12 protein-coding genes are annotated in these 15,911 nt (G+C 43.2%); 2 read left to right on the top strand and 10 right to left on the bottom strand.

The genetic code is table 11. From position 1 onward, the window contains the following. Positions 1-2 precede the first annotated feature (2 nt). From ACMXYW_RS03920 to ACMXYW_RS03960, 9 genes are all read right to left on the bottom strand, one after another. A complete protein-coding gene (locus ACMXYW_RS03920; RefSeq protein WP_415905291.1) occupies positions 3-1,622 on the bottom strand; it encodes an AAA family ATPase in 1,620 nt (539 codons plus the stop codon). A 145-nt stretch (positions 1,623-1,767) separates the two neighbouring features. Beyond that, complete coding sequence (locus ACMXYW_RS03925) at positions 1,768-2,136, bottom strand: histidine triad nucleotide-binding protein (protein ID WP_415905292.1); 369 nt, start codon at positions 2,134-2,136, stop codon at positions 1,768-1,770. A 100-nt stretch (positions 2,137-2,236) separates the two neighbouring features. Beyond that, positions 2,237-3,763, bottom strand: a complete 1,527-nt coding sequence (locus ACMXYW_RS03930) for a SpoVR family protein (RefSeq protein ID WP_415905293.1) — start codon at positions 3,761-3,763, stop codon at positions 2,237-2,239. Beyond that, a complete protein-coding gene (locus ACMXYW_RS03935; RefSeq protein ID WP_415905294.1) occupies positions 3,760-5,049 on the bottom strand; it encodes a YeaH/YhbH family protein in 1,290 nt (429 codons plus the stop codon). The genes ACMXYW_RS03930 and ACMXYW_RS03935 overlap by 4 nt, the downstream gene beginning before the upstream one ends. A gap of 102 nt (positions 5,050-5,151) precedes the next feature. After that, complete coding sequence (locus ACMXYW_RS03940) at positions 5,152-7,074, bottom strand: PrkA family serine protein kinase (RefSeq protein ID WP_415905295.1); 1,923 nt, start codon at positions 7,072-7,074, stop codon at positions 5,152-5,154. Between the two features lie 169 nt (positions 7,075-7,243). Continuing rightward, positions 7,244-8,368, bottom strand: a complete 1,125-nt coding sequence (locus tag ACMXYW_RS03945) for a dihydrolipoamide acetyltransferase family protein (RefSeq protein ID WP_415905296.1) — start codon at positions 8,366-8,368, stop codon at positions 7,244-7,246. Continuing rightward, the gene (locus ACMXYW_RS03950) at positions 8,365-9,348 is read right to left on the bottom strand and encodes an alpha-ketoacid dehydrogenase subunit beta (protein ID WP_415905297.1); all 984 of its coding nucleotides are present in this window, start codon (positions 9,346-9,348) and stop codon (positions 8,365-8,367) included. Before ACMXYW_RS03950 ends, ACMXYW_RS03945 begins: the two co-directional genes overlap by 4 nt. Beyond that, a complete protein-coding gene (gene pdhA / locus ACMXYW_RS03955) occupies positions 9,345-10,427 on the bottom strand; it encodes a pyruvate dehydrogenase (acetyl-transferring) E1 component subunit alpha (protein ID WP_415905298.1) in 1,083 nt (360 codons plus the stop codon). Before pdhA ends, ACMXYW_RS03950 begins: the two co-directional genes overlap by 4 nt. 29 nt (positions 10,428-10,456) lie before the next feature. Beyond that, the gene (locus ACMXYW_RS03960) at positions 10,457-11,500 is read right to left on the bottom strand and encodes a Leu/Phe/Val dehydrogenase (RefSeq protein ID WP_415900315.1); all 1,044 of its coding nucleotides are present in this window, start codon (positions 11,498-11,500) and stop codon (positions 10,457-10,459) included. A 407-nt stretch (positions 11,501-11,907) separates the two neighbouring features. On the opposite strand from ACMXYW_RS03960, the gene ACMXYW_RS03965 reads away from it, so the two are divergent. Next, entirely contained in the window at positions 11,908-13,116 is a 1,209-nt protein-coding gene (locus tag ACMXYW_RS03965; protein ID WP_415900317.1) for a L,D-transpeptidase family protein, read from the top strand. Positions 13,117-13,134: 18 nt separating this feature from the next. Continuing rightward, a complete protein-coding gene (locus ACMXYW_RS03970) occupies positions 13,135-14,628 on the top strand; it encodes a hypothetical protein (RefSeq protein ID WP_415905299.1) in 1,494 nt (497 codons plus the stop codon). 49 nt (positions 14,629-14,677) lie between these two features. Here ACMXYW_RS03970 and ACMXYW_RS03975 read toward each other — a convergent pair whose 3' ends face one another. Further along, positions 14,678-15,910: a tetratricopeptide repeat protein gene (locus ACMXYW_RS03975; protein WP_415905300.1), complete on the bottom strand. Its 1,233-nt coding sequence runs from the start codon at positions 15,908-15,910 to the stop codon at positions 14,678-14,680. Position 15,911 lies beyond the last annotated feature (1 nt).

The following is a 15,911-nucleotide window of genomic DNA, read 5'->3' on the forward strand; positions in this document are numbered from 1 at the left end:
TTTTAATGGGTTTCGACCTTAATATTGTGTTCTTTGTCTATTAACCACTCACCATTATATTTAACTAACGTTAGTTGTTTTAGCGTTTTGTCTTTATAGCCGCTAGCTGCTTCGTATTGAAGCCAGAAGTCTACTTTAATTTTATTTTCCGAAAGTTTGATATTATGTAGCTTTTCTCTGATCAACTTGATCCACTTAGGGCGATTAATCGCATCGCGCCGTTTCTTAGACCAGCGTTCATTCGTTTCGTATATACCAGTAAAGTTAGGTTTATAGCTTCTAAAATAATTTTTCAGATCTTTTGCTTGCCAGGCAGCTATCCAGTGGTCAATTTTTACAGTGGCTAGAGTGAGAGGTGAAATAACTTCGTCTTGTGGTGCAGAAACTTCAACTTTAGAAAGTTTTTCAATTTTAATAATCGTTTGAAAACCTTCCTCTATTTCATTTCGCTCGCTTGGAAAAGTAGTTATTTCCTTGAGTGAAAACATGTTTATCTTTTCAGCACTGTTCAATGATGTTTTATTTACAGGTTGTCCTGTAATTGATACTTCTTGAGTAAGCGCGTTTTGTTCTGCTTCAGGGGGATGGTTTTTGACAGTATCGGCTTTATATCCGCTAAGTTTAAAATCAGCAGAGGCCGGTTCTTTCTCTGTGACAGTGATACTTGGTGGCTGCACTTTGAAAATTTGGTTCTCCTGAAGTGGTTTCGGCTCCGCAAAAATAGGGGTATCTTCCGTAGTTTTTGATTCAATTTTTGCTGTACTTGAATATAGGAAATAGTTAACCCCAAAGCCTAAAATTATAAAAATTACCAGGCTAAGAGAATACATGCCGATTTTTTCAGACGATAAGCGAGAGGAATTTTTTTTCGAATTATTGATGTCTTCTGGCGTTATTATTTTGTTATGAATCAGAGGTAATAAAAGTTTATTTAGGCGGTTTATTCTTCCCTCTGTGTGCTCGATTATCAATAAATCAGTACCAATTTCATAAGGCGTGCTTGGTAGTCCCTCTTTGGAGGATAAGTAATGAATATATCCTTCAATATCATTTAGTTGAAAAAGATCTAGGACTATTTCCGTATTAATCCAGTTAATAAAATCAGCCTGTTGAAGCACTTTAGAGTTAATAACAATATAGTCTTGGCGAACTACTACTAGTTTTATTGCCCCTTTAGTAGTTTCATCGATTTCGCATAACTGCTGTAAGGAGTTGATTACGGAATCGTCAGAATTGATAGCTTGCTGATCAATTATGACTAGGCAGAATAGGTCTTTGTCTTTAATTGATTGGAGCGTGCGGGATAGATCTTCTGTCTGTGCTGTAGATTTAAGCGCGTCTGATAATTTTGAATAAAGCTGAGATACTTCTGTTAACGGCTTATTAATTATAGCGACAGGAATCCCATTTTTTTGAAATTCATTAATAAGCTCATTGATAAGTGTGCTTTTACCGGTGCCTGCGACTCCTTTAAGAATTATTGAGTTTTCGCTCTGTAAGGCTTTCCTTAGTTCACTCAAAGCTCTCTTATAAGATGCATGTCTATATGGCTCAGTATAAGAAGGTATATTTTTGCTAGATCTAATATAGCTTTCAGTAACTAACCGTTGTTCCTGTGGCATAACTTTGAATGTATCTCGGTTTATAAACTCTAGGAATAGCCTTAACCCTATTTCTCTAGGATATAAATTTTAAGATTAAAAAGTAGCTTGTACAGCTAAAAGAAAAGATTATTTTCTCTTTTAGCTGTAAGAAGAATAATTAAAGCTAGCTAAGATCTTCTTTCAATTTTTCTTGATAGGGAGGCCAGCCCATCGGTTTGCCGCCTAAAAGATGAAGGTGGATATGATAAACCGTTTGTCCACCATCGGAATTACAGTTGAATACAGTACGATAACCCGATTCATCAATGCCTAACTGTTTAGCGATAGTGCTGGCTGTTTTGACCATATGGCCAACCACCTCTGTATCTTCTGCGCTAATATCATTAAGGGTTGCGATATGTTTGCGCGGAATAATGAGTGCGTGTGTCGGTGCCTGAGGGCTAATATCATTAAACGCAATTACATGCTCATCTTCGTAAATGATTTCGGCCGGAATCTCTTTATTTATGATTTTACAAAACAGGCAATCCATCGGTTTTCCTCACTGTATTAGATACTTGAATGCAGTATATCCAGTGTTACCAAAGGATTAAATACTGAATGACCGTTAGTAAATAAAGTTATCGCTTGGATTAGAGTAGCGATTCTGTTTTCCCTTCAGTAAGAATTTCGGGGCAGTGATAACTTTTGGTTACAGTGTTATCGGGAAGCACAGATTCAAGATGAACATCAAATCCCCATAAACGATGAATATGTTTTAGTACCTCTTCGGTCGATTGACCGAGTGGTTGTTTATTATGCATAAAGTGTCTCAAGGTTAAGCTGCGATCACCACGGACATCTACGTTGTAAACCTGAATATTGGGTTCTCTATTTCCTAAGTTATATTGAGAAGAAAGATCTTCGCGGACTTGTCGGTAGCCTGCTTCATCATGGATTGATGTGACCTCCAAATTGGCTTTTTCAGAGTTATCCATAATGGTGAATAGTTTTAGCTCTCGGATCAGTTTTGGTGACAGATACTGCAGAATAAAGCTTTCATCCTTATAGTTACGCATGGCGTAATCTAATGTTTTCTTCCAATCGGAACCTGCGATATCAGGGAACCATTCGCGGTCTTCGTCGGTTGGTTCTTCACAGATACGTTTGATGTCCTGCATCATGTTATATCCCAATGTGTAGGGATTAATGCCGTTGAAGTAAGGACTATCGAATGGCGGTTGATAGACAACGCTGGTATGTGAGTGAAGAAACTCCATCATAAATCCATCGGTGACTAAGCCCTCTTCATGCATTTGATGCAGAAGGGTGTAGTGCCAGAAGCAAGCCCAGCCTTCGTTCATCACTTGGGTCTGTTTCTGTGGATAGAAATACTGAGCCACTTTTCGAACGATACGAACGATCTCTCGTTGCCATGGTTCAAGAAGTGGGGCGTTTTTCTCTATAAAATAGAGTATGTTTTCTTCAGGTTCTTTAGGAAAGTGCTGAATAACTGGTGTTGCTCCTTCCTCTTTTTTTGGAATCGTGTTCCACAAGTCGTTTAAATGACGCTGGATATATTCTTCCCGCGCTTGCTGGCGCTCTTTTTCTTCATCTGCTGTCAGTGGTTGTGGGCGAACATATCGATTTACGCCATAGCTCATGAGTGCATGGCACGAATCCAGTAGCTCCTCAACCGTATCTACGCCGTATCTCTCTTCGCATCGGCTGATATAGCTTTTAGCAAACAGAAGGTAATCAATAATCGCCGAGGCATCGGTCCAGGTTTTAAAAAGATAATTACCTTTAAAGAAAGAGTTGTGACCATAACAGGCATGAGCAATAACAAGAGCCTGCATTGTCATTGTGTTTTCTTCCATTAGGTAAGCTATGCAGGGATCGGAATTGATTACGATCTCATAAGCCAGGCCCATTCTGCCGCGCTTATAGTTTTGTTGGGTATCAACAAACTGTTTACCAAAGGACCAATGGTTATAGTTTAAAGGCATACCAATGGAGGCGTAGGCATCCATCATCTGTTCGGAGGTAATGATCTCAATCTGGTTTGGATAGGTATCCAGACCAAATTCTTGGGCGATACGGCCGATCTCTCGGTCGTATTCGGCAATAAGCTCAAAGCTCCACTCCGCACCGGTGGATATTGGACTGCGTTTTTTCATGCTGCCCCCTCAACCTTTTTCTCAAATAGACTACGAAATACTGGGAAAATATCTGCTGGGGTTTTTATCTGTTGCATGGCAAAGCATTCTTCCCACTTTGCTTGCAGGCGTTCATATTCATGCCACAAGTTTTGGTGGGGGCCGGTAGTAATCTCTATATAGGCGAAATACTGAACCTGTTTCAGGATCTTTTCATCAAGGAGTTGATAACATTTGCTCGAGTCCCCATCCCAATTATCGCCATCGGAAGCTTGAGCTACATATATATTCCAGTCTGCTGGAGAGTAACGTTCTTCAAGGATCTCTGAGGTAAGATCTAGTGCGCTGGATACGATTGTGCCGCCGGTTTCGCGGGAGTAGAAGAACTCTTGTTCGTCCACTTCCTTGGCATGGGTATGGTGGCGAACGAAGACAACTTCGATCTGTTTGTAATTCCGCTTCAGAAATAGATACAGCAAGATAAAAAAGCGTTTCGCCATATCTTTAATGCTTTGTGTCATAGAGCCCGATACGTCCATAACGCAGAACATGACAGCCTTACTTGAAGGCACGGGGACTTTGATTAAATTGTTGTATTTAATGTCAAAGTCATCGAGGAAAGGTACGCGTTTTAAGCGTTGTTTAATCTCGTCTATTTCAGCTTTTAGAGCTGAGATCTGTTTCTTTGCATCGTCACTGGGTAAACGTTGCTCTAAGGTCAAAATTTCCGCTTGGAGTTCGCGGATTTTGCGCCTGTCTTTGCCGGTTAAGGCAATTCGGCGCGCATGGGCTGCTTTTAACGAGCGCACAATATGGATTTTGTCGGGGCTGCCTGCATTAGTGAAACCAGCTCGGCGAGTTTCGAATTGAGTTGCACTTTTAAGCTGTTTTTTGACTAGGTAGGGGAGCTCTAAACCATCAAACATAAAGTCTAGAAACTCTTCCTGATCGATCTGGAAGGTGAAATCATCTTCCCCTTCACCTTGATTGCTGGCTTGGCCTTCACCGCTGCCGCCACCACCTCCGCCACCTTGTGGGCGTTGGAACTGGTCCCCTACAACAAACTCTTTGTTGCCAGGGAAAACTTTGTTGCGAACACCGCCTTCACCATGATGGAAAATAGGCTCGGAGATATCCCTGCGAGGGATGGTAACACTGCCACCTTGTTCAATTTCCTTGATCGAGCGGTTATTAACCGCATCTTCTACGGCATCTTTTATGTGCTTTTTATAACGACGAAGAAAGCGCTGACGGTTAACCGTGCTCTTGTTCTTGGAGTTCAGGCGGCGATCTATGATGTAACTCATAATACTTCTATCCCCGTAGATGGCCTGCACTTAGGCTCTTCATCTCATTCGGGCAGGCCTTTGCCCGAATGAATGCCTTCACCAACTTTTATTGCCGATGAACTACTGTGATTTTCTAACGCGGATATACCACTCAGACAGTAATCGCACCTGCTTCTCGGTATAGCCTCGTTTGATCATCCGTTTAACAAACTCACCGTGTTTGGTTTGTTCGTCTGTAGAGGCTTTCGCATTAAAGGAAATAACAGGTAACAAGTCTTCCGTATTGGAGAACATTTTTTTCTCAATAACGGTGCGCATTTTCTCGTAACCCATCCAAGATGGATTTTTACCGTTGTTATTGGCACGAGCACGCAGTACAAAATTAACAATTTCGTGTCTGAAATCTTTTGGATTACTGATACCGGCAGGTTTTTCGATTTTTTCGAGTTCCTCGTTAATCGCCTGACGATCTAATATGTCACCTGTTTCTGGGTCACGATATTCCTGATCCTGTATCCAGAAATCAGCATAGGTGACATAGCGATCGAAGATGTTTTGTCCGTACTCGGAGTAGGACTCTAAGTAAGCGGTCTGAATCTCTTTACCCAAGAACTCGATATATTTAGGTGCGATAAACTCTTTTAGATAGCCTAAATAGCGATCTTGAATTTCAGCAGGGAATTGCTGCTGTTCAATCTCTTTTTCCAGAACATAAAGCAGATGGACTGGATTAGCCGCAACTTCAGAAGGATCAAAGTTAAAGACCTTGGATAGGATTTTGAAAGCGAAACGGGTTGAAAGGCCATCCATTGCTTCATCAACGCCTGCAGAATCCTTATATTCCTGCATCGATTTCGCTTTAGGATCCGTGTCTTTTAGATTTTCGCCGTCATAAACACGCATTTTTGAATACAAGCTAGAATTTTCAGGTTCTTTCATTCTTGATAAAACTGAGAATTGAGCAAGCATGTTGAGCGTATCTGGTGCACAGGGTGCGTTGTTTAACGAACTGTTTTCTAGAAGTTTTTCGTAGATATGGATCTCTTCTGTGACACGGCAGCAATAAGGTACTTTTACGATGTAGATACGATCGATAAAGGCCTCATTGGTTTTATTGTTTTTGAAGGTTGTCCACTCTGATTCATTCGAGTGGGCTAGGAGAATACCATCGTACGGAATGGCCCCCATGCCTTCGGTACTGTTGTAGTTACCCTCTTGGGTCGCTGTTAATAGAGGATGGAGAACTTTGATAGGTGCTTTAAACATCTCCACAAATTCCATCATGCCCTGATTGGCACGACAGAGCGCGCCAGAGAAACTATAAGCATCTGGATCGTGTTGTGGGAAGTCTTCCAATTTACGAATATCAACTTTACCCACAAGACTAGAAATATCTTGGTTGTTTTCATCACCAGGTTCGGTTTTGGCGATGGCAATCTGATCCAAAATCGAAGGGTAAAGTTTTACTACTCTAAATTTGGAAATATCACCGCCATATTCGTGTAAACGCTTAGCAGCCCAAGGTGACATGATCCCTTTTAAATAGCGGGATGGGATACCGTACTCTTCTTGTAAAATGATGCCATCTTCTTCGGGTTTAAACAGACCTAAAGGGGATTCGAAAACTGGTGAGTCTTTAATGGCATAAAATGGAATGTGCTCCATTAGATGCTTTAGGCGTTCGGCTAAGGAGGATTTACCGCCGCCTACAGGACCAAGTAAGTAAAGGATCTGTTTACGTTCTTCTAGACCTTGAGCCGCATGTTTAAAGTAGGAGACAATATTTTCGATCGCGTCTTCCATACCGTAAAACTCGCTAAAAGCAGGGTAACGGCGGATTAGCTTGTTCGAAAAAATACGACTTAGTCTTGGATCCGCTGCGGTATCAACCATTTCTGGTTCGCCGATCGCTTGCAGCATACGTTCAGCTGCATCTGCATAGATCATTGGATCCTCTTTACACAGCTGGAGATACTCGTCCAAGCTGTATTCTTCCTGCTGAACAGAATCATAGCGGGCTTTATAGTGGTCAAAGATACTCATACAAATCACCTTTATTCAGCCAAGCTTATTTGGGGTTTTGAATAATTTTGTCAGGCTGTTTTGCTTGCTTACCTGTTGTTAGTGTAGTTCACATTTTTGAACTCTGAACATTTGACTCTAAAACTTTCCTTAAGGTTCATCGTTTAATAATCTTATGATTTATAAGGACTTATATTTTTTGTAGTTCTAGGTTTTGAATAAACGCAGCCAGAAAACGAGCCGCTTCACCTCCAGTCAGTGCTCGGTGGTCAAAGGTGAGCGAAATTGGAAGGATGCGATGAATTTTTATTTCATCACCTACCGCGACAACCTCTTTACGAATAACCCCAGCACCAATAATTGCTACCTGCGGGGGAACGACAATTGGATTAGCATAGCGACCTGCGATGGTTCCAAAGTTACTCAGTGTGATTGTGGCGCCTTGTAATTCAGAAGCGGGGATTGTTCTGTTTTTTACATCGGTGCGGAGTAGGTTTAAGCCTTCACGTAGATGTGAAGGTGACCGATTACCAATGTCGCGTAAGACTGGGACAAATAACCCTTGTTCAGTGTCTACTGCGATCCCAAGGTCTATTTTGGTATGTATTCGACGGCTGAGCGTATTGCCATCAAACCAAGCATTTATAGCGGGCTCTGCCATACAGGCTTCTGCTATCGCATGGATCAATCGTTGCGTGATATCTGTACCTTTAGGCCAACTATTAATATCTGCGTCTTCATGAATGGTGACGGGTACTACTTCACTGTGTGCTTTGCTCATGACTTGCGCCATGTGTTTGCGCACACCGCGCAAAGGTTCTGCTTTGCCATGTGTTTGATCGAGTTTAGCGGCCTGTTCAACATCTTTTGGTGTGATGTTACCTTGCTGACCGCTTCCTTTTACTTGGTTTAAATCGATATTTAAGCGTTTGGCTAAGGCTCTGACAGCAGGGGTTGCTTTTTGGGTTGTTGCGCCGTTTTGACTGCTGGGGGCTGCACCGATAAAGAAGGTATCTTGAGTAGCGGACTCTGGGTTTGCTTGTGGAATTTCGCCTACAACAGTACCGCTGTCACTCTCATCTTCCCCTTCAAATTCCAGTAGGGGTTCTCCTGTGTGGATAACATCACCGGGTTGACCAAAAAGATGGGCGATTACGCCTGCTTGAGGAGAAGGCACTTGAATAATTGCCTTTGCTGTTTCAACGGACAGAAGTACTTGGTCCGTTTTCACAGAATCACCTTCTTTGATATTCCATTCCACAATTTCTGCTTCAGGAAGCCCTTCGCCGAGATCTGGTAGTTTGAAATATTTCATGCGAACTCCAATGTCTCATTGATACTGTCGATGATGTCTTGAGTGTTTGGTAGGTAATGACTTTCAAGACGGAAATAGGGCATGACGGTGTCATAACCTGTTACCCGAGCAATAGGTGCTTGTAAATCTAAGAGTGCTCTTTCTGCGATGGTTGCGGCTATTTCTGCACCTATACCCGCATTTCTTGGAGCCTCATGTACAATCACAACGCGACCTGTTTTTTTTACGGAGGCTAGAATCGTAGTCATATCTAACGGACTGATACTGGCTACATCGATTACTTCACAGTGCACGCCTTTATTTTGGAAGTGCTCTGCGGCGGCTAAGGTTTCTGTGATCATCGCTCCCCAGCTGATTAACGTAATAGCTGAGCCCTCGCGCAGCGTAAAACAGCTGCCTAAAGGCAGTGCTTCGCCGTTGTCTAAAATCTCTTGTTGTTGGCTGCGATAGATCCTTTTAGGTTCTAAAAAGAGCACTGGGTCGGGATCACGAATGGCTGAGAGTAATAATCCGTAAGCACGCGCTGGAGAGGAGGGAATGACGACTTTAAGGCCGGGTATATGAGCCAATAGAGCTTCTGTGCTTTCCGAATGATGTTCAGGTGCGTGAATACCTCCACCAAAAGGTGCTCTTATCACCATAGGGCAGGTGAGACGGCCGCGGGTTCGATTACGCATGCGGGCAGCGTGACAAATAATCTGTTCTAATGCAGGAAAGATAAAGCCCATAAACTGGATCTCGGCCACAGGTTTCAAGCCTTGGCTAGCCATACCTATACTGAGTCCTGCGATCATTGATTCAGCTAATGGCGTGTCCATTACACGCTTCAGACCAAACTCATCTCTAAGGTTTGCGGTAGCACGAAAAACACCGCCATTAACGCCAATATCTTCTCCCAATAGAACGATCTCCTCGTCCCTGCGCATCTCTGAGGCTAAAGCTAGATTGACCGCTTCAAGAAGACATACAGAATGTTTCATGATGCATCCTCCTCAGCATGGCTAGCATTTGGCATCGCCTTGATTGTCGCCCAGTCTCTCTGTTCGATGAGATGCTCGGGTAGCTCGGCATACATGTAATCGAACATGGACTCGGGAGCTTGAGGATCAATTGCTAAATACTTGTCTGCTGCTTGTTGGACGAGTTGCGTGATCTCTTGTTGAAGAGCTTGTTCTTTCGATTCGTCCCAAAAGCCTTGAGTAACCATGAAGTTACGCAAGCGTTTTACTGGTTCTTTCTCCCAAGCTTGCTTTAGCTCTTCGTTATCCCTATATCGGGTCGCATCATCAGCGGTAGTATGGTCACTTAAGCGGTAGCTTATGGCTTCTATTAGTGTGGCTCCTTTGCCGTCATAAGCGCGCTGTAAAGCTTGAGTTACCGCCTCACGCATCGCAATCACATCGTTACCATCCACTTGCATACCGGGAATTCCAGCGGCTTGTGCTTTGTCAGCTAACTGAGCTGCAGCGGATTGAATTTTACGCGGTACCGAGATAGCCCACTGGTTGTTGTTGATGATAAAGACTACAGGCAGTTGCCATACCCCAGCGATGTTTAGGGATTCCATAAAATCCCCTTTAGAGGTGCCGCCATCGCCAATTAAGGTCACAGCAGCCTGTTTTTGATTGCGAATTTTTAGCGCTGTAGCAACACCGCAGGCATGTAATGATTGAGTGGCGATCGGAACTGAGTTGGGGAAGTCCTTCTTCATCTGGGGTGATGCATTGCCGCGTTCATCCCCACCCCAATATAGAAGAATATCTTCAAGGGCGAGCCCTCTAATCATCTGGCAGGCATGGTTTCGATAGTAGGGCACGAGAACATCTTCTTCGCTCATGCAGAGTGCTGTGGGAACATCGATACCTTCTGAGCCTAGTAGGGATGCGTAAGTGCCCAATTGTCCTGTACGTTGTAGCGCGATGGCTTTAGCGTCAAACTGTCTAGCTAATACCATGTTGTGATAGCAGCGTAGGAACCAATCAGGTGATTGGCACCATTGTGGCAAACGCTGTGTGGGGTTCCCCTCACTATCTAAATATTGCAGTGGTGCGTGACTCATAACTCATCCTCCTAACCGCTTTCATTAGCTTAAGCTGCGGAATTGAAATCGTTAGATGCACTGATGATTTGTTCAGCCTGGTGATTGGCTAGACGATGTACACCTTGCTTAGCTTGCGCTGCGTTTTGATAAAGTTGGGTGAGAGAATCACCTATTTGAATAACTTTTTGGCGGATTTCTCGGCTGTTCTGTTTTGAATATTGCAGCGCTACAAAAATTAAACCGCCTGCGTTGATCAGATAATCAGGTGCGTAAAGGATATCTTGTGCGGCTAGCAGGTCGCCGTGTTTCTCTTCCGCTAGTTGATTGTTGGCTGAGCCAGCAATGATGGATACACGAAGTTGCTGTAGGGTCGTGTCGTTTATGATTGCTCCAAGCCCACAAGGGCAGAAGACATCAGCATCGACTGCGTAAATCTGATCTGGTGACACGCTTGCTGCATTAAAATTTTTCTCGCATTGAGTTACTCTAGCTTGATCAATGTCGGTGACCGTCAGTTTGGCTCCGGCTTGATGAAGTAAACGGGCTACTTCAAAGCCTACATGGCCTAAGCCTTGGATACTGACGTGCACACCTTTCAGTGACGTTCGATTTAACTTGAATCTGACGGAAGCTTTAATCCCTTCAAACACGCCGAGTGCGGTATAGGGAGAGGGATCGCCAGTGGCTTGAGTGCAGGTTACAAAGGAGGTGCTCTTTTGAATCTGATCCATGTCGCTAATCTTAGTACCGCTGTCCATTGCGGTAATGTATTCACCACCTAAACCATCAACAAATTGACCAAAGCGTTGCATAAGAGCGGCGCGGTTGAAGTCTGATTCGGGCTTGATAATAACTGCTTTAGCACCACCGTGGGGAAGCCCTGCGAGTGCTGCTTTATAGCTCATGCCACGTGCCAATCTGAGCGCATCTGTAATGGCTGCATCGTCATTGTTGTAGTGGATAAATCTGCAGCCGCCGATTGCGGGGCCACGTAAAGTCGAGTGAATGGCAATAATAGCCTTGAGGCCCGTTTCAGGGTCATGACAAAAATGAAGGCGTTGTGTGCCATTGCTTTCCATCTGTTCAAACATCACGGGGTCCTCCGTCTGTATCTACAGGAAAACATCAAATTCGATCAGTTAATTGGTGATTGGTGGGTCGCACTTTTACCAACTAACTGAACTTTGTATGCGGTAGCGTGTCTTTTGGATCTCTACACTTTTGGAATAGCACAGTTTTAGGCAAATTTCAGATTGAAAAATTCAAAATAAATTGCCAAATCTTTTGGTTTTTGCAGTTGCGAAAAGGGCTGAAGGTGTGACGTTTCGCTGAATTTAACTAGGGTATTGCTAGAAAATTACTGCGAAAACAAAAAAACTTAAAAGCTTCAAATTTAGTAGTGGAAAAAGCATTTTTTCAAGGGCGATAGAGTCCCATTCAGGATGAATATCGTTATAATCATTGGTTAATAAAAAATAGGTTGGGGCTTTCTGGATAGATGAAAAAAAGTTTCGTTTGTACTGTAGTGATGTTGGGCGCACTGGGTATTCCTCAGAGTAGCTTATTTGCTGAAGAAGCTGCTCCCTATGGAATCTCAGAAGGGAATGAAGAGTTACTTTTAAGTGGCTTAAATAACCTCAAGAGCCATGAGCTCGATTCGGCTTTATCGGATCTTAAAGAGCTTACCGAACGTCGACCTGATTTCCGTCTAGCTCAGCTTGTGTATGCTGATATTCTAGCAGCGCAGGCTCAAGGAGCTCCACTAAGCAATAAACGTGGCGCCCATCAACAAAAGATCGAAGGGTTAATTTCTGAAGCAAAAGCTAGATTGCTAATGGAAATGGAAAAGCCTTCTGCAGATATGCTACCTGCAGACATGTTGACTTTGTCTCCAGATCAAAAGCATATCATCATTGTTGATACCCGTTTATCGCGCCTTTTCCTATTTGAAAACCAAAACGGTATTCCTGTACTTGTTAAAGACTATTACGCTTCGTATGGTCGTGGTGGTACAGGAAAAGAGGTCGAGGGTGACCTTAAAACCCCTCTAGGTGTTTATTTCACTACCAGCCGATTAGAAGATGAGAATTTACCCTCTCGTTATGGGTCCGGTGCATTGCCGATTAATTACCCTAACGTATGGGATAAGAGGTTAGGACGCACGGGTTATGGAATCTGGCTTCATGGCTCCCCAGTGGAAACTTACAGTCGTCCACCTAAAGCAAGTGAAGGGTGTATCTCCTTAACCAATCCTGATTTTATTGAACTGGATAACACGGTTAACTATCTGAACACGCCTGTTCTAGTTGGTCATAATGTTCGTTGGATAAAGAAAGCTGATTGGCTTGAACAGAAAGAGCGTTTCACTAACTTGGTTGAGCGTTGGGCGTCTGATTGGGAAAGCCTTGATCATCAGCGCTATATCGAGAACTATTCTCAAAATTATGACGACGGTAAACGTAAATATTTGCAGTATTCCAGCTACAAGAAACGTGTGAATGGCTCGAAAAAATTTGTAGATATCGATCTGCAAAACTTGAGTATCTACCGGTATCCAGATAATCCGAATCTGGTTGTAGCTACATTCCAACAAGATTACAAAAGTAATAACCTTTCTGGCAGCTCAGTAAAGCGCCAATACTGGACTTTTGATCAAGGGCGCTGGCGTATTGCTTATGAAGGTAAACCATCAAAAGGCAGACCTTAAAATCTCAGGGGGTTAGGTTTGAGCGATTCAAGTTTAAGTTCTTCTGAGCTGTTACTGAGTAATTTATCTGATCATCAGGTTATTCGTATTGAAGGATCTGTCCAGTGGATGGAGTACCTAATTGATCAAGTGAAGCAGACCCAACCTGATACTTTTGAGGTTAATGGCACTCTCGCTTTAGATAATTTACAGAAAGATCTGGCTGAATTTCTCCAGGTAGAAGCAGGTGCCTCTTTTATCCAGCAGGAGCTAAAGCGTTGGTTGCAACAAGGGCGTCGTCTTCACATCATCGTAAATAGTGATGACGTCTGCACAGAGGCTCTTACTTATTTATTAGGCCTACCTTCGATTTGTGATGAAACTGGCCCTGCGGTAACTATCATTTTACTAAGCACGCCGGAAATCGTTTCGGCATTGAAATCTTCTTCGTTGCTTGCCAGTAAGTTGGATGGTTATTACCAAGAGGAAATCGCTGCAAGCCCTGTGTCAGCAGGTGGAAACAAGCCTCTGGTTGCTATTGGAGCTCTAGCGGTTGTTTGTCTAAGCGCTGGTGGGTGGTATTGGTCTGATTCCCAGCAGGACTCCTTGGCTCCTGCGGCAGTAACAAAAAGTACGGAGAAATTATCTCCTAACATTGTTGAAGCGACGATTGCGCGATCCTCACAAAGTAAAGAAGTATCGATAGTTGAGAACCCACAAGATACCAAGATAGCTAAGCCTGCTATCCCAGAAGCAAAGACTAAACTAGCGGAAGAACTAAGCGTTAATAAAGTTAAAACTGCGCCTGCTGTTGCTAAGCCTCCCGAACCTGTCGTGGTTGAAAAAGCACTTAATCCGGAGCTCGTCGCTTCTTTGACGGCTACAGTGGAGCAAGCTAAACAGAAACGCGATAAAACGCCACAAAGTTCGACAGAGCAAGTTAAAAAAGCTCAAGTTCAAGAATCTGCTAAGGTGATTCGGTCAGTAAAAGCTGTTGATACTGTAAAAGTAGCCGCAGCTGAGCCAAAAAAAGTGACACTTCCTAAGTCAACAATCGCAGCTGTTCAGCCTAAAGATGTTTTACCTATCCCTTCAGCTGAGGCTCAGCCACAAACGAAACCGGTGACTGAGTTTGTTGTGAAGCCTGGCCCTAAAGAAAATAATGTAAAAGCTGTGCGCGAAGTTTTTACCACTTGGCATACTGCGTGGGAGCAGCAGAACTGGGATAATTACATCAACAGTTATCTTCAAAATTCTACGTTGTATGGTGTGAAAATGTCTCTTGAAGAGTGGCGTGAATTTCGTAAAGATCGTTTACTTTCGCCTGATTGGATCAAGTTAGAGATTAAATCGCCGAAGTTCACTCGTCTTAATTCACATTGGTACAGAGTAGAGTTTTATCAACGTTTCGAGAAACCTGGTTATGCTGATGAGACCAATAAGCGTCTAGAGCTGACCCTAACCTCTGCTGGTTGGAAGATCGCTTCTGAAGCTACCAAGGGGACTGTTGTGCTAAAACGCCCTAGGCTGTAAATTTTCAAGATACAAAAAAGCCCCTTTCTTAAGGGGCTTTTTTTGAGGTCTACTTAAGTAAGCCTAAGCTTTTCTCTAGGCTGATCTTCCACTTATCGTCGACTTTAACCAGTATTAGACGCTTTTTAACTGCATCTTTAAAGTTATCCGACTGGTAGTGTTGATTAAAGTGAGCTTCTGCCAAGTTCTCTCTGAGGATCTTGATATTGATCTGATTCAGTTCAACACGAATGAATTTAGGTTTACTCAAACGCTGAGCCCGCTGTTGAACCCACTGCTGATGGCTTAATTTAGCATTTGGACGGTAAAGCGCTGTATAAGAGTTTACATAACTTGAGTGATCTTTGTTGCTCCAAGCTTCAGCCCAATTATTGATATGCGCTAATACCTCAGATTCCGGTAAAGCCTGAACCTCAAGCCTAGGTACTTCAGGAGCAGCATTTGTTTGTTCTTTAATTTCAGCTGTTTCATTGACTGGTGCTTCTGCTTTTGGCCCTAGGGTGGAGGTCGTTGTAACGGGTACAGCTGGGAGTTTCTCTATAGGTTCAACTGGCTGAGGTTGCGCTTTAACTTTTTCTACCGCTGCAATATCTATCGGTTGTGCAGAGACTGCTGAAACCATAGGGGCAGAAGTGTTGTCCTCGATACTTGGGGGTTGGTTGATCATGGCAAGGTTTGGACCGTGCTCAACAGCACTTAAGTCCAATGCTTTGTTATAGGCTTTTGATGCCATTGTTGCATAAAGCTCTTTCAAGTTAACGTGAACTTGTGCGTAGCTTGGGTGAGTCAGGAACGCTTGCTGAAGTGTTTCTATTGCTTGAGGGAAATTGCCCTCTTCAGAATAGATCACTGCCAAGTTGTTAAAGGCTTCTGGGCGATCAGGATGAGATTGAGTTAGAGCCTGAAAGATGGATTTAGCAGCAGTTTTATTGCCTTGGTTGTTCAGGATAATCCCCTTGGCTAGTAAGGCAGAAGATAGATTAGGTTGTTGAGCTAGTAAAAGCTCAATTTTAGCTAGAGCCTCTTGATTTTTGCCCTGTTGGCTAAGTTTCAAGCTTTGTTCAATAGCTATAGGTGAGTTGGTTAGGTTGGGAGGAGTAATACTAACGGTAGCAATATACTCTTGAGAACCTTCGGGTATTTGTTGGGTCTCGTAAGTTTGAAGAAACTTAGGTTGTAGGTTGTTAGAGAGATTGCAGCCAGTAAGTAAGGACACTGCGAATAAGGTACTTATAGTTGTACGTAGTAAATTTTTGCCTGATTTACATTTAAAGTGGGTCATG

The organism is Neptuniibacter sp. QD48_55 (assembly GCF_047778115.1).
In the GTDB taxonomy this organism is placed as follows: domain Bacteria; phylum Pseudomonadota; class Gammaproteobacteria; order Pseudomonadales; family Balneatricaceae; genus Neptuniibacter.

Bases quoted from the DNA above. Each gene is read 5' to 3' on its own strand.
- ACMXYW_RS03920 (WP_415905291.1), bottom strand. From the start codon at position 1,622: ATGCCACAGGAACAACGGTTAGTTACTGAAAGCTATATTAGATCTAGC.
- ACMXYW_RS03925 (WP_415905292.1), bottom strand. From the start codon at position 2,136: ATGGATTGCCTGTTTTGTAAAATCATAAATAAAGAGATTCCGGCCGAA.
- ACMXYW_RS03930 (WP_415905293.1), bottom strand. From the start codon at position 3,763: ATGAAAAAACGCAGTCCAATATCCACCGGTGCGGAGTGGAGCTTTGAG.
- ACMXYW_RS03935 (WP_415905294.1), bottom strand. From the start codon at position 5,049: ATGAGTTACATCATAGATCGCCGCCTGAACTCCAAGAACAAGAGCACG.
- ACMXYW_RS03940 (WP_415905295.1), bottom strand. From the start codon at position 7,074: ATGAGTATCTTTGACCACTATAAAGCCCGCTATGATTCTGTTCAGCAG.
- ACMXYW_RS03945 (WP_415905296.1), bottom strand. From the start codon at position 8,368: ATGAAATATTTCAAACTACCAGATCTCGGCGAAGGGCTTCCTGAAGCA.
- ACMXYW_RS03950 (WP_415905297.1), bottom strand. From the start codon at position 9,348: ATGAAACATTCTGTATGTCTTCTTGAAGCGGTCAATCTAGCTTTAGCC.
- pdhA (WP_415905298.1), bottom strand. From the start codon at position 10,427: ATGAGTCACGCACCACTGCAATATTTAGATAGTGAGGGGAACCCCACA.
- ACMXYW_RS03960 (WP_415900315.1), bottom strand. From the start codon at position 11,500: ATGTTTGAACAGATGGAAAGCAATGGCACACAACGCCTTCATTTTTGT.
- ACMXYW_RS03965 (WP_415900317.1), top strand. From the start codon at position 11,908: ATGAAAAAAAGTTTCGTTTGTACTGTAGTGATGTTGGGCGCACTGGGT.
- ACMXYW_RS03975 (WP_415905300.1), bottom strand. From the start codon at position 15,910: ATGACCCACTTTAAATGTAAATCAGGCAAAAATTTACTACGTACAACT.